10 protein-coding genes are annotated in these 13734 nt (G+C 66.4%); 4 read left to right on the forward strand and 6 right to left on the reverse strand.

Translation table 11 applies throughout. From position 1 onward, the window contains the following. Positions 1 to 157: 157 nt before the first annotated feature. Positions 158 to 1396: an acetate/propionate family kinase gene (locus tag B1400_RS03865; protein WP_095613139.1), complete on the forward strand. Its 1239-nt coding sequence runs from the start codon at positions 158 to 160 to the stop codon at positions 1394 to 1396. Between the two features lie 589 nt (positions 1397 to 1985). On the opposite strand, the gene aroA is transcribed toward B1400_RS03865, so the two are convergent. Continuing rightward, complete coding sequence (gene aroA, locus B1400_RS03870; protein WP_235607312.1) at positions 1986 to 3389, reverse strand: 3-phosphoshikimate 1-carboxyvinyltransferase; 1404 nt, start codon at positions 3387 to 3389, stop codon at positions 1986 to 1988. A gap of 303 nt (positions 3390 to 3692) precedes the next feature. Between aroA and B1400_RS03875 the strand changes: the two genes are divergently transcribed. Next, positions 3693 to 4127, forward strand: a complete 435-nt coding sequence (locus B1400_RS03875; protein ID WP_033517650.1) for a hypothetical protein — start codon at positions 3693 to 3695, stop codon at positions 4125 to 4127. An 86-nt stretch (positions 4128 to 4213) separates the two neighbouring features. Beyond that, positions 4214 to 4381, forward strand: a complete 168-nt coding sequence (locus tag B1400_RS09630; protein ID WP_156100135.1) for a hypothetical protein — start codon at positions 4214 to 4216, stop codon at positions 4379 to 4381. A gap of 81 nt (positions 4382 to 4462) precedes the next feature. Here B1400_RS09630 and B1400_RS03880 read toward each other — a convergent pair whose 3' ends face one another. Continuing rightward, a complete protein-coding gene (locus B1400_RS03880) occupies positions 4463 to 5161 on the reverse strand; it encodes a nucleotidyl transferase AbiEii/AbiGii toxin family protein (protein WP_157909633.1) in 699 nt (232 codons plus the stop codon). 62 nt (positions 5162 to 5223) lie between these two features. Beyond that, positions 5224 to 5646 (reverse strand): hypothetical protein, encoded by a 423-nt coding sequence (locus B1400_RS03885; protein WP_033517652.1) that lies wholly within the window; start codon positions 5644 to 5646, stop codon positions 5224 to 5226. A gap of 236 nt (positions 5647 to 5882) precedes the next feature. Between B1400_RS03885 and B1400_RS03890 the strand changes: the two genes are divergently transcribed. Continuing rightward, positions 5883 to 6815, forward strand: coding sequence for a site-specific integrase (locus B1400_RS03890; RefSeq protein ID WP_051920880.1), 933 nt, complete (start codon positions 5883 to 5885; stop codon positions 6813 to 6815). Between the two features lie 65 nt (positions 6816 to 6880). Here B1400_RS03890 and B1400_RS03895 read toward each other — a convergent pair whose 3' ends face one another. The 3 genes from B1400_RS03895 to B1400_RS03905 all read right to left on the reverse strand — a co-directional run bounded on the left by B1400_RS03895 (position 6881) and on the right by B1400_RS03905 (position 12959). Beyond that, complete coding sequence (locus tag B1400_RS03895) at positions 6881 to 7714, reverse strand: Fic family protein (protein ID WP_235607313.1); 834 nt, start codon at positions 7712 to 7714, stop codon at positions 6881 to 6883. A gap of 68 nt (positions 7715 to 7782) precedes the next feature. Then, positions 7783 to 8490, reverse strand: a complete 708-nt coding sequence (locus B1400_RS03900) for a Fic family protein (RefSeq protein ID WP_235607314.1) — start codon at positions 8488 to 8490, stop codon at positions 7783 to 7785. A 218-nt stretch (positions 8491 to 8708) separates the two neighbouring features. After that, positions 8709 to 12959, reverse strand: coding sequence for an Ig-like domain-containing protein (locus B1400_RS03905; RefSeq protein WP_162288169.1), 4251 nt, complete (start codon positions 12957 to 12959; stop codon positions 8709 to 8711). Between the last annotated feature and the right edge of the window lie 775 nt (positions 12960 to 13734).

Below are 13734 nucleotides of genomic sequence, written 5' to 3' on the forward strand. Positions count from 1 at the left end.
GGCGTACCGCCCGTAACGTGATGACGGGCGCCGCCGGTTACCGCGGGATGTCCATATTCGGTCATGAAGTTCGTCTGTTTGTAGCATTCGTTGAGTAATCTGTCTTGTGGAAAGTCGCAACCGCGGCGAACGCAATAACCCAATGGAGGATGCCACAATGGCGAAAACCGTCCTTGTTATCAACTCGGGCTCCAGCTCGATCAAGTACCAGCTCGTCGACCTCGAGACCGGCGAGGGAATCGCGTCGGGTCTCGTCGAGAAGATCGGCGAGCCGATCGACGGTCATTACAAGTACGAATACAACGGCGAAAAGCATGAGCTCGAGGAGCGCATCGAGAACCATGAGCAGGGCCTCAAGCGCGTGCTCGGCTTCTTCGACGAATACGGCCCGAAACTCGACGAGGCGGGCATCATCGCCGTCGGCCACCGCGTCGTCCAGGGCGGCAACACCTTCCCGGATCCTGCGCTTGTAACCCCGGCCACGACGGAGAAGGTCGAGGAGCTCGCCGTCCTCGCCCCGCTGCACAACGGCCCGGAGGCGAAGGGCGCGCGCGTCATGCGTCAGCTGATGCCGGAGGTGCCGCAGGTGTACGTCTTCGATTCCTCCTTCTTCCAGCAGCTGCCGAAGGCCTCCAGCACCTACGCGCTCAACAAGGAAGTCGCCGACAAGTACAAGATCCGCCGTTATGGCGCGCACGGCACCTCCCATTGGTTCGTCTCCTCGCAGATCCCGGAGTTCCTCGGCATCGACGCGGAGGCCGCGAAGGGCCTCAAGCAGATCGTGCTGCACATCGGCAACGGCGCATCCGCATCCGCCGAGCTCGGCGGCCGTCCGATCGAGACGTCGATGGGCCTGACGCCGCTCGAGGGCCTCGTCATGGGTTCGCGCACCGGCGACATCGATCCCGCCGCCGTCTTCCACCTGATGCGCAACGCGCACATGGACGTCGACGAGCTCGACGACCTCTTCAACAAGAAGTCCGGCATGATGGGCATGACCGGCTTCGGCGACATGCGCGAGGTCCATCGTCTGATTGCCGAGGGCGATGAGAACGCGAAACTCGCGCTCGACGTCTACGTCCACCGCATCGTCAGCTACATCGGCGCCTACACCGCGCAGCTCGGCGGCCTCGACGTGCTCACCTTCACCGCCGGCGTCGGCGAAAACGACGAGATCGTGCGCCGCATGGTGTGCGAGAAGCTCGCGCCGTTCGGCGTCAAGCTCGACATGGAGAAGAACGACACGCGTTCCAAGGAACCGCGCATCATCTCCACGCCGGATTCCTCGGTGACCGTCGTTGTCTACCCGACGAACGAGGAGCTCGCGATCGCGCAGCGCGCGCAGGCGATCGTCGAGAAGGGCGAGGACACGTACGGCAACAAGATCGCCGCCTGAGCGCATCGATCGCCGCAACGTCGGCCGTGAGGGCCGCGTGTCGCATATGACGCGGAGGGACGACCCGGATGGGGTCGTCCCTCCTTTTCGTTTGCTCGTTCATGAGTTCGCCCATGAATCCGTTCGCTCCCGCACATCGCCGCAGCATGCTACGGACGTCGCATCGCTTACGGGCAGCATGTGCATATGACGTATATCCCGTTCGGGATGTCTTTTCGATGACGTGCACGACATCTCGTTACGGATTGCATAGGCTCACGGCGCGCATCCCGTCGACGAAACCCTACAGGTAGTGTCCGCTCTTCTCGGTCACAGGACCCCTCCTCCCCCGCATTCCGACTCCGTTTGGATGCAGGAAATCCCCGTCATGGACGATGCGACCCATAAGGAACAGCCGCCCGTAAGAGGAGGTCACCCGCTTCCCGTAAGAACGACTTCCTGCGGCGACGGCTTCCAGTGAGAGTGACCGCCCGTAGCGACGGACGGCGACGAACGAAAAGGGCGCCGCATATGAATGGGCGGGCGGCCTCCTATGGGAAAGCCGTCCGCCGCGATGGTGGGGCGCCGCCCGCAACGGGCGGCGCATGGATCACCGATGCTGCGCGAGCATCGCCGTCCACATCCCGGTGAAGTCGGGAATCGTCTTGCGCGTCGTCTGCACGTCCTTGATCTCGATGCCGGGGATGCGCAACCCGAGCATCGCCGCGAAGGTGGCCATGCGATGGTCGGCGTAGGTCTCCATGACCGCTCCGTGCAACGCGTCGTCGCCGACCGGCTCGATGGCGATGCCGTTGTCGAGTTCCTCGGCGTGCGCTCCGACGCGTTCGATCTCCGTGACGAGCGCCTCAAGACGATTCGTCTCATGACCGCGCAGATGCCCGATGCCGACGAGCTCCGACGGGCCGTCCGCGAGCGTCGCGATGGCGGCGATGCTCGGCGCGATCTCCCCCGCCGCGGAGAGGTCGAGCTCGCCGAGTCCGCGGATGGCCCCGTCGCCGGTCACGCACAGCGTTCCGGAGAAGTCGTCGTCGAACATCTCGCAATCGTTGATCTCGTCGAATGGTTCGCCGTCGAGCGTGATCGTCGCGCCGAACTTATGCAACATCGACGGCAGCAGACCACCCGGCTGCGTCGTGTGCGCCGGCCAGTTCGGCACGCGCACGTCGCCGCCGGCGATGAGCGCCGCCCCCAGGAACGGTGCGGCGTTCGACAAGTCGGGTTCGACGGCCACGGTCCGCGGCAGGTCGAGTTCGCGCGGCTGCACAAGCCAGCGTCCCCGCTCCGGCATCGTCACGTCGCCGCCGGCTGCGTTGATGTCCTCCATCGTCATGCGGATGTGCGGCAGACTCGGCAATGTCCGACCGGTATGGCGCAACAGCACGCCGCCGGGGATTCGGGACGCCGCGAGCAGCAGGCCGGAGACGAACTGCGAGGACGACGATGAATCGACGCGGATCTTGATCGGCTTGCCATCGGCCGATCCGAGCCGCTTCGGAGGCGTCACCGTGAACGGGAGGCAGCCTTCCTGACCGTGGTATTCGATATGCGCGCCGAGTTGTTTGAGGCCGAACAGCAACGGCTCCATCGGCCGCGCATATGCCTGCTCGTCGCCGTCGAAGCGTACGGGGCCATCGGCAAACAGCACGAGCGGGGGCACGAATCGCATCACGGTTCCGGCGAGGCCGCAGTAGACCTCCGTGTCGCCGGTGAACACGCCGTTCGGCGGCGGCGTCACCGTGACCGTCGTCGGGTCGTCGGCGTCCTCCTGACAGGTCACGCCGAGCGCACGCAACGCGTTCATCATCAGGTCTGTGTCGCGCGAACGCAGCAGCCCGTGGATGTGCACGGGGTCGGCGCTCAGCGCGGCGAGGATCAGATAACGGTTGGAAAGCGATTTGCTTCCCGGGATCGTGACGGTCGCGTCCAACGGTGCGGTCGCGAGCGGCGCGGGCCACGGATCGGCCACGGCGGCCGTATGGTTCGGTTCGTTCATGTGTCCCATCGTAATGGAGACGGCTGAATTCGGCGCCCCGGCATCTGCATGCCGGAGGAACATGGCAGATGCGTCCGGCACGGCGGAGCAGGGCGTCGGCGGAATCATACGGTGGCCGCCCGGTCCCGTCCGCTGAAATGAAAAAGCCGCCCGAAGGCGGCTTGCTGGCTCCTGCGACTGGGCTTGAACCAGTGACCGTCCGATCTCTGGTCAGCCCCAGCGGCCCTGATGATCGCCTTGATGGCGCTGTCTTCCATTGTACAGGCCGGCATCGTTCGAGACGACGCGGTGGAGGGCTGAACGATGACGGATATCACATGCGAGTTTGTCGAGAGGGATTACCGGGGATCCGCGTTCAGGCTGCAGGTGTCGGCCGGATCAATGCAATGGTCCCGCAATCTTTGGGACATCGATCTGGAGAATCTGGTCGATCTCGCCGACGCGCGCCTCAGAGGCGAGGACGTGCCGAATATCCCTGATTGGCACAACGACAAATATCCCGAGCAGGAGCATCCCGAATTGTACGAGCGTCGCGCACCCGGCTTCAGCATAGAGGCCGTCGCCGAGAACCAGTGGATCGTGACGATCCACGACGAATCGTCGATGTCGGTGCAGATGGACACGGAGGACCTGTCCTCGACCGTCGAGCGGCTGCGGGCGAAGCTCGACGAGCCATGGGAACGCGCCTTCGGACCACAGCCGAACGTCTGGGAGACGCCAACCGCCTATAGCCGGTGATCTTCTCCCATAGACCCTTATCCCCGTATCCCCGTTGAGCCGTGGTTAAGGGCTTATGGGCCGAAACGCTCGTAGGAAGGACAACCATGGAAACCGATACCATTCCGAAATCCCGTGAAGTCGTCAAGACCACGTTCAGCATCCCGGTCGAGCTGCACCGTCGTCTCAAGTACCATGCGCTGATCCATGATACGGCCATGATCGATCTGGTCTGTGAATGGATCGAGGACAACACCGGTGATCTTCCCGCATGACCTCTTAGAAGTAAATGGCTCATGCACCAAAACTCCCTGTAATGCGTAAAGACCACTACCGTGCGTCTCTGCGGCCGGGATTCACCGAGTGTGGCCAGAGGTGTTGTCGTCCATGCCGTAGCTGCCCGAGAAGCGTTCCATGAGGACGTCGATCTCACCGTCATCGACCGGTTCTTCCCCGGCCGTGCCGGCGTCCGTGGTGAGTCCGACCATGTCAAGGGCGTTGAGGAAGCTGTCCGCGAGACGGTCGACGTCTATGAGCGGATCATGCTGCGTGCGGGTCAGGTAGTCGAACTGCTCCACATCCTTGTATTCCAACGCCCGCTGTGCCGCCTTCCTGGCGGATTTGGACAGTTCGTCGTAATAATGCTCGATGATAAAGGTCAGATCGTACAGGTCACGGATCTTGTCCCTGTTCTGATAGGCGGACGCCTTCAACTCGCACAGCTCGCTGATGGTGTAGGTCTTGATGCCGTCGACATGGGTGATGGCATCGGGGTCCACCACTTTGATCCTGTGGGACACTTCGATCTTCAAGGGCGTGTCCTCACGGCCGTAGTTGACGAATGCGCGCTGCACGGTCGGGGTGTTCTTCCCCTCGCGCCAATCGTACCCGTGTTCGCGGCATGTATGCTCGATGAACCTGAAGAACCGCGCCGCCGGCACCGCGGCCCGTTGCGCGTCCAGGTCGATGTCCTCGGAGAAGCGTGACAGGCCGTAGCACAGCATGAGCGCCGTACCCCCTTTGAGTATGTAGGGGTTGTCCTCCGACCTGTTCATGTCACGCATGATGGTCTCGATGGCGGCACGATGCTCAGGCCTGTATCCGTTCTCTTGCGCACTCATACTGTCTCGCCCCTGTTCGTTTGCATCTGCCGTTGTTTGTAGTCGAGCCATCGCGTCGAGTACTCACGGCCCATGAACGCGTCGATGGACGGCCAGTTTCGGCTGCCGCGCAGCTTCCACACCTGCCGCATGACGACGCCGTCGGTGGCCGGGTTCGCGAGGAAATACTCACGCATCCCCTGCACATCGCCGAAACACCCCAGAACGATCATGTCCAGGCACGCGCGGATATGGTTCGCGACGGGCATCGGACCATGGCCGGGCACTGGCTCGTCGCCAATCCCCCAACACCCGTACGGCGAAGCCGAGGTGTCCAGCATGAAGGGCCGCTCCCAGTCCATGGAGCTATGATGCCAGTCGCCCGGTGTGACGCTGCGGTCGCCCAGGTTGAGCGCCGGCAGACCGGACACGTAACGCATGCCCACGCCTCCTTTCGCGACCCCATGTGCACTCCATCGACCGTGTGCCGACGGCTCCTGATATCCCCCATCATACCCTGTCGTCCGCATCGCCCATAGGCCCGTATTTCCTTACGTAATCGCGTAAAGGAATACGGGTCTACGTATATGCGGCGCGTATCCGACGCATGCCCGTCAATGGGGAGCAGAAACGGCGATCCCGCCGTCCTCCATCATCGACGGAAAGGAATAGCAATATGAGCTGGAACGAGTACAAGGGGACCTATGCGGTCGACCATGTGCGTGCGCGCGACGACTGGGACGGCGCATTGGAATCATGGTGCCGGTATTTGGAGGCGATAGGGCGCACCCGCGAGACCATCCGCACCAGATGGTACCAGATCAGCCGCTTCAGCCGCATGGTCGGCAAACCCATCGAACGCGTCACCAGCATGGACGTCGTCGACGCCGTATCCAACCCGAACCTCGGCCTGAGCGCCAGGAAAGGGCTGCGCGCCGCGATCCAGGGCTTCTACCAGTGGGTCATCGACATCGAGGCCGTCCGGGACGTGCACGCCAACCCCGCCCGGGCCGTACCGCCCATGCCGGACGCGCCGGGAGGCGGCCTCATCTGCCCCGAGGACGCGCTGGCGCGCGCCGTCACGCACCAGGAGCCGCGCGTCAGGGTCGTGTGCATGCTCGCCGGATGGCTCGGCCTGCGCCGCATCGAGATCAGCCGCCTGCACCCCGCCGACATGGAGACCCGCGGGGCCGAGACCGTCCTGCACGTCGACGGCAAGGGCAGGCGCCGACGCGACCTGCCCGTGCCCATGCGCCTGCGCCTCGAGATCCAATCCCTCGCCGCCGCCCAGAACGGCTGCCCGTACCTAATCCCGGGCCGGATCCACCCGCAATGCAGCGTCGACTACGTGGACACGCTCATCAAACGCGGCAGCGGCTGGCCGCCCCACACACTGCGCCGGCGCTTCGCGACCGTCGCCTACGCCAACAGCCACGACATCCTCGCGGTGGCGCGCCTGCTCGGCCACGCCGACTCGAAGACCACGATGCGCTACATCGGCCTGATCGACGCCGATCTGACCGCCATCGTCGAGTCCACGACCACACCATGGCAGGCCACGCACAGCGCCGCGCTGCCCTCACGGTCGGGATGGGCCGGGCTCGTCTGACGCAACGACGTCGGTCACGCTCCCGTCGGGACGTGGCCGGCCACAAGCAGGACATCTGCCTCCCCCTATGCGCGGCCCCGGACGTCGCCCCGCATCGGCGGACCGGGGACGGCGCCGTCCCCGCAGGCGCCGAATATGTCCAGCTCGTCCCATGCATGCTTGAGGTACGGGTTCTCGATTCTTCTTGCGACGACGCCGTCCCACGCATCGTGGTAGGTGTAGGATGTGCGATCTGGAGCCATGGTCTCCACGATGCCGCGGTATACGTCCCGTTCCGCGAGCAGCGTGTCGATGAGATATCCGGGCGTGCGGCCGAACTCACGCAGACCGCGGACGTACAGGCCCCTGTTGCGGTCCTGGATCACCATGGGCATCGCGTCGATGCGCAGCAGCTCCTTGAACAGCAGCAGCCTGCCGACCCTGCCGTTGCCGTCGAAGAACGGGTGCGTCGTCTCGAAGAGCCAATGCGCGAAGGCGATGGAGAAGGGGTCGTCCTTCAGCTCCCGATGCGCCGCGATCACCTCCCGCATGGCGGCGGGGACGTCGGCGGCCAGGACGGTATGCTCCTGCAGAAGGCCGCCGATGACATTGGGACGGGCCTTATACGCGCCCACATTGTTGTCCGGGTCCTGCTCCTGTGATGTGCCGCGTTTGAGGATGGCATGCATGCTGCAGATCATGGCGTCGTCCACCGGCCGGTCGACCCTGTCCAGCATCCAGTTGAACGCGTGGAAATGGTTGCGCGTCTCGATCGCGTCGTCCAGCCTGATCGCGTCCATGCCGTCCGCCGGCGACATGCTTCCCGTCGTGTACAGGTCGGAGGTCTGTTCAACGCTGAGCGTCGATCCTTCCATATGGTTCGAGTTGAACGCGAACAGCACCTGGGTGGTCTCGAACAATCCACCCGAAATATGCTCGTCGCGTTCCCTGCGCAACCATTCGCACAACCGTGCTCCCCCGGATACGTTCATCCGTCTTCGCCCTCCCGCGATCCGTCACGCCCCATCGCACCGCACGGCCGCGGCATGCAGCCGGCACGCGTGATGGGGCGGCCGTATTCGTCGAGGCCCGCGATGTCCTCGTTGTAGTCGGCGAGCCATCGCATGACGCGCACGTCCTCCCGCACGTACCACAGGCCCATCAGATCGTTGAACGTGCGGCGGTCCGGATCCTGGGTGGGCACGATCAGCGTGCGACCCGTGCCATGGTCCAGCAGCAGCCGGTTGGCGACGAGCAGCGCAGTGCGTTTGTTGCCGTCACCGAACGGCTGCATCCGGGCGAGCCGGGCGAACAGTTGCGCCGCACCGAACAGGCCCCCATCTCCGTGTCGTGCTTCGGCTAGAACCGATTCCATCCCCTCCTCGTCGGGCACTTCGGGGATGTAGTCGCCGATGGATGTGCGCACCATGATGTTGCGGTCCGTGCGCAGCACGCCCGGTTCGAGCGCCGCAGTACGGCTCAGCCTCGCGTTGACGCCCTTCACGAACGCCGCGTCCAATGGCGCCGGCTCATGCAGCGCATACGACGACGCGTCCCTGAGGTCCTCCAGCAACGCGAGGTCGGCGCGGGAGCCGATCACCCTCGGATTGTTCGTACGCAGGAACTCCTCCGTGGCGATGTAGGTCGACGACAGGTTGTCGAACGTGTGCCCCATGGAGTACAGCAGCCCCGCCAACTGTTTCGTGTCCAGTCCCATGCCTCCGCCTCCGTTCGTTGAAACGCGTCACCCCATCATACCCGGTCCCCGGCGCGGCCGCCGGCGGCGGTTCCGTGATACCGCTGCGAGGATTGCCGTCTGAAACCGCGATGCCGGTGCGACCGGGAAATCCCGACCGCACCGGCATCGCCTCACCCGGCCGCCGGACCGTCCCGCATGGGCCGGTCCGACGGCGACTAGGCCCGGGGCTCGCCGGCATGACGTCCGTGCGGCCGCAGCCGTTCACGCACGGACAATACCGCGATCGCCAATGCGGCCGACAGCACCGCCACCACACCGGCCACGCTCACTTCCATACCCGTGGCGGCGAGCGAGGTGATCCCGGAGATGTCGTCCGCGCTGACCTGCGGCCGGCCGCCGGGCTCCTTGGGATCGTCTTTGCCGGACGGGGTCCCCGTCGCGCCGGAGGGCCCCGATTCGCCGGAGGTATCCGGCGAATCGGCCGGGATGTCGGGTGGAGTGCCGGCGCGCGTGTTCGCGATCCATGCGGTCGATTCGATCACGGGCAGCCCCTCGGGCCAGAACACCTGTCCGTCGCGCACTTCGAACCGGAGTGGGGCCTCGAGTCTGGCATACCCGGTCGGGGCGGCCGTTTCCTCCAGCCGGTACGTGCCGTCCTGGACGGCCGCGATGTGGAAATGGCCGGCGCGAGTGTCCATGTCCTCCCATGCGGGGTTCACCTGCTTGGGCTGGGTCTGCAGTGTGTCCGTCATGCCGTCGTCGGGGGTTTCGATGCTGGCTTTCTCCTCGTCGGTAAGGCCGGGCATCGCATCGCCGGGGCGGAACGCGACGGATGGGACGAACGCCACTTCCCCGCCGAGCTGGAGGATCCGGGCTGATGAGACGTCGACGTAGTCGAGATGCACGAAACGGTGCCGGCCGAATGTCGAGGTGAACCCATAGGGGCCCATGCCCCATTCGGATACGAATGAGCCGCCGGTCTCGTCGGTGCAGCGGGCGCGCAGGGAGGCGTCCTGCAGCACCGAGCATTGGACCGTCTGGGTCTTGCGGCTGGTCAGATAGACGTATTTGCCGGGGATGGCGTCGCGAGGGATGTCCAACCGGGTGATCGGAGTGGAGGATGCGCCGTCTGCGTGGGCCGTGTCGTACGCGTGGGAGATCACTGTCTTATCTCGGGAATCCCACTGGTCGGCGCCGATCAGCATGCGGTCGTTGTCGTAATACGTCCACTGTCGGTATCGGATGTCGCTCTCGCGGATGGCGCATGGGTCGTCCTCACCGCACAGGCCGTCCAGCTGGGAGGTGTACATGTACAGGGCGATGTCGCCGGGGTCGACGACATGGACCTGCACCCATTGGCTCGATCCGGTGGGCGCGATCGCGTAGACGTCCGCGATGCCCGGACTGCGCGCCTCGATGGCGCCTTCGTCGCTGACGGCCGCCACGTCCGTGTTCGAGCTCTTCCAGTAGACGCGGCCGTCCGTATCGCCGGTGCCCTGCACGACGCGGGCCGTCAGTTTGAGCGTGGAGCCGGTGTCCATCGCCTGTATGCCGCCGGATTCGATGTGGTCGCCCTTGTCGTCCGTGATGCGCACGTCGCCGGTGCGGGACGGTTTCATCTGTCCGGGCACGCCCGTGCCGGAGCTGTCCCAGTTCTCCATCCACACCGCGATCTGTCCGGCCGGCGCGTGGAAGTTCGAGTAGTCCGGCCCGCGCATGGCCTTGATCTCCACGGACTGCATGGGCGCGCCGTTGGTCGTCCACGAGTACCGGCCCACGTTGGCGCCCACCACGTAGTCGAACGCGTCCAGGTTCTCGTTGGGCACGTACACCACGCTCCAGTCCGCGTCGTTCGCCGTCTTCTGGGCTTTGAGGATGTTGTCCTCGTACCTGACGTCGGTCAGTTCGGGCGTGCATACCGGTTTGCGCTCGTCGTGGCAGATGATCTCGCCCGTGGGCCCGTCCGGCGTCGTCTTGTAGATGTTGTCGCCGTGACGGGTGGCGAAGAACACGGCCGTCACGCCCTCGGGCACCACGGTGAGCGTGAACTCGCGCGCCTGGCCGGCCACGGTGTACGACAGGCGCGCCGTGCCCGGGTTGCCCGCGATGAGCTTGCCGTCGCGCACGCGTGCGACGTTGGTGTCGGAGCTGGTGACATGCGGCAGGCGGTCCGAGTCCACGCTCAGCGTCAGCGGATGCTCGCCGGCCACGACCGCGTATGCGCCGCCCGGCTCGTATGCGGTGCCGGCGTTCACCAGCGTGAAATCGCCGGTGACGCGCACCTCGAGCGTGGCCTTGACCGCCGGGTCGGCGCCGCTGGCCACGTCGATCGTGGTGGTGCCCGGCTTGCCTGCGGTCACCAGGCCGCCGTCCACGCTCGCCACCGCCGGGTCCGCGCTGGTCCACCGCACGGTGCGCGGCGCGTCGGCGGGCGCCACCTCCGCATACAGCTGCGCCGACTCGCCCTGGAACAGGGTCAGCGCGGTCACGCGGCCGCCCTGGCGGGTCACCTCCACCGATTCGGCGCTCACCGTCGCGTCCGCGACCGGCGTGCCCTGCTCCGCGCCGTCGGGCGTGACCGTCCACTGCGATCCGGCCAGCACGCCTTCCGTGTCGCCCGCGGGCCTGGAGGCGTCGTACTTGACCCACGACACCTGTGTGGACCGCTGGTTCACGATTGTGTTGTCCGCGCCCAGGGCGGCGTCCGCGGCGCCGTCCACGCCGCTCAGCGCGCCCGTGTCCGCGTCGGCCGCCCAGATGCCCTCGTTGATGTCGTAGCCGCTGGGGGCGGCCGTCTCACGGATGAAGTAGTCGTGGCCCCCTTTGAGGTTGCCCACCGCGATCACGCCGTCCTGGCCGTCCAGGTCGAGGGCGTCGTTGTCGGTGACGGACAGCAGCGCGTTCGTGCGGGCCTTGGCGTCGGCCAGGGTGGCGTACACCTGCCACCGCGAGCCCGGCAGCAGGTTGCCCTCCGTGTCGCTTTTGCGCCACGACACCTCCCTGCCGTCCAGATGCATCAGGCCGATCCACGGGAAGTTGTGGCGCTCCTGCTCCATGCCCAGCACGCTGGCCCGGGTGTTCCACGAGGGATTCGACGTGCTGCCGTCGTTCCTTATGGTGCCGGACGCCATCGTGTAGTCCCCTCCGGTCATCACGCGCCCGTTCGTGGACGCCTCGGTCGTCAACGCGCCATCCGGCACGAGGATCGAGCCGATGAACTCGGCCGCCGGGTCCCCCCAGCGGTCGCGGGCGCTGCCGGATCCGGGCGTGAGGATCGTGTCCCGCCCGTCGCCGTTGTTCAGCCTGCCGCCCTGGATGCGCACGCTGGACGCGTCCTTGAAATTCCACATGATCGACGAGGCGGCCTCCCTGAACGCCGCGACGGTGTCCGCGGGCGCGTCCTTGCCCCACGCGTTGCCGATCTCGACGCCGTTCCACCAGAACCGCCATCCGTTGTCGAAGACGACGTCTTGCGCGGCGCCGCGCACGTTGACCACGACGGCCGCGTCCTCGGGGATGGCGTCGAACCGCCACGACACGCCATGCCAGCCTTCCGTGACGAGCTGTGCGGCGTCCATGGTGAACACCTGCACGGCGGATTTGCCGTCGCCCGTGAACGTGACCAGGCGTTCCGCGAACCGGTGTTCGCCGTCCTCGCCTTCGAAGATGAACTTATAGCTCACGTTCTCGGCCTGCCAGTTCGTCCTCCAATAGTCCGCGTCGGCGGGGGCGACGCCATACGCCACGGCGCCGGTGTCCTTCATGGCGGCCAGTTGCGCGGACCGCTGCTGGATCGACTGGCGGTGGGCGCGGTAGTCCACGCCGTTGACGTCCGCCAACGGGTCGTCTGTCTGTTCGATCCAATCGGCGCGCGTCCCGTCCGCGTTCGCGGCCAGGACGTCCTCCGTGCGGCCGGCGCCGCATGAACCGCCCGGTCCCACGGCGAGCTTCGCGCGGTATTCCGCATCGTCCGAACGGGACGCGGCGACGAACGCGGTGGACTGGTAGTAGTTCCAGATGGAATTGCCGCATGCCGCGGATCCGACGGCGAGCACGACGTCGCCGCGCGCGGGCCCGTGGCCCGATCCCAGTCCGGCGGCGCCGAAACGGAAACTGCGGTTGTTCCAGTCCCATCCGCCGTCATGCTGGCTGCCCAGCTGGACCCAGCCATCCACGACGGTCAGCCCCTCGGCCTCCGCGGCGCGCGACGGGACGACGAGCGTCCCTGAATGGTCGGGATCGGTGCGGTCGTCCATGATGTTGAGGTTGCCGCCCACATACGTGGCGGCCCCGTCATCCACGATCTCGGCCAGGTCGCGGTCCAGCGGATAGGCCAGGCCGCCGCCTTCGCGCCATTCGTCCGCCGCCCTCGCGGTGTCCGCGATGCAGGCGGCGCCGAAGAGCATCGCCGTCGCGGTCAGGGCCGCTGCCGCCGAGCACATGCGCCGTATCAGGTCTTTGCCCATGTTCGTTCCTTTCCTTCTTGTCCCCCGGGGCGTCGATGCCGGTGCGTTCGCGCATCGCATCGCGCCGACGCGCTTCGCCATGGGAGGAACCTCTGTTCATTGTCGCCGCCGGTGACGCATTACGCGGCACACGCGTAGGCGTCCGCGCGGCGCTGCGGCCGGGTCGGGGGATGCTTTCCGCGCTCGGCGCGACGGGAGGTGGTGCCTTGGCACCATGGTGTCAAGGCGCCACCTCGGTCGGGCGTCGGTCAGCGGGTCGCGTCGTGCGCGGGCGGGACGGCCGCGGCCATGCCGGGGTCGGGGATGGTGTAGTGCTCGCCGCGCATGATGTCGATGCCGTCGTGCCATCCGTAGTCCGCGAACATGTCGTCCGCCGGCGTGCGCGGCGGGGCGGGCGCGCCGGCTCGTTGGCCCTGTCCGGCCTTGACGGCGCAGCACAGGTCNCAGGGGTCGTCGATGCGCATGGTCTCGCGTCCCGGGCCGCGGCCGCGGTACAGGTCGACGGGCTTGTCGGGCCGGAAGCTGATCGTGACGGGCCCTCCGTTGGCCTTGTCCGCGCTGCTGCGCCGGTCGGCGAACGCGCTGAGCCGCCATCCGCCCAGGTCGACGTCCTGCAGGCGCACGCCTTCGGGGATGGTCACGCCCATCATGTCCCAACGCCGCCCGTCGCGGCCCGTGTGCGTGTATGGGTGCACGGCCGCGTTGGGGAAGTCGGCGCGCGGCCAGCGCGGCCGCCTTTGCCCGGCGCGTGCGGCCGGTCCGGCCGGCGCCGGCG

Source organism: Bifidobacterium italicum (genome assembly GCF_002286915.1).
Classification (GTDB): domain Bacteria; phylum Actinomycetota; class Actinomycetes; order Actinomycetales; family Bifidobacteriaceae; genus Bifidobacterium; species Bifidobacterium italicum.